Source organism: Halioglobus sp. HI00S01 (assembly GCF_001635445.1).
In the GTDB taxonomy this organism is placed as follows: Bacteria; Pseudomonadota; Gammaproteobacteria; order Pseudomonadales; family Halieaceae; genus Halioglobus; species Halioglobus japonicus.
On record NZ_LWEE01000082.1, the window covers coordinates 1 to 357 of the forward strand.

Sequence of the window (357 nt, forward strand, 5' to 3'; positions counted from 1 at the left end):
TAGGCTGAGCTTGAGATTGGTGATGATGTTCATCACCAATCTCAAGCTCAGCCTATACATTGCCCTGGGCGTGCCGCTGGTACTCCTGCCCATTATTTTCTTTGGCCGGCGGGTGCGACGCCTGTCAAACCAGAGTCAGGACAGTATCGCCAACGTGGGCAGCTACGCGGGCGAAGTCATTCAGCACATTCGCGTGTGTAGCTCTGTACCACGCGAATGTGCTGAATGACTTCGCCCGCGTAGCTGCCCACGTTGGCGATACTGTCCTGACTCTGGTTTGACAGGCGTCGCACCCGCCGGCCAAAGAAAATAATGGGCAGGAGTACCAGCGGCACGCCCAGGGCAATGTATAGGCTG

2 protein-coding genes are annotated in these 357 nt (G+C 56.9%); one reads left to right on the forward strand and one right to left on the reverse strand.

Features of this window, described 5'->3' with window-relative positions; all coding sequences use genetic code 11:
- A partial coding sequence (locus tag A3709_RS12565; protein WP_369795149.1) for an ABC transporter transmembrane domain-containing protein occupies positions 1 to 229 on the forward strand: 229 nt, incomplete at its 5' end.
- On the opposite strand, the gene A3709_RS22650 is transcribed toward A3709_RS12565, so the two are convergent.
- On the reverse strand, positions 177 to 357 hold a 181-nt coding region (locus A3709_RS22650; protein ID WP_369795150.1), incomplete at its 5' end, for an ABC transporter transmembrane domain-containing protein. The genes A3709_RS12565 and A3709_RS22650 overlap by 53 nt on opposite strands.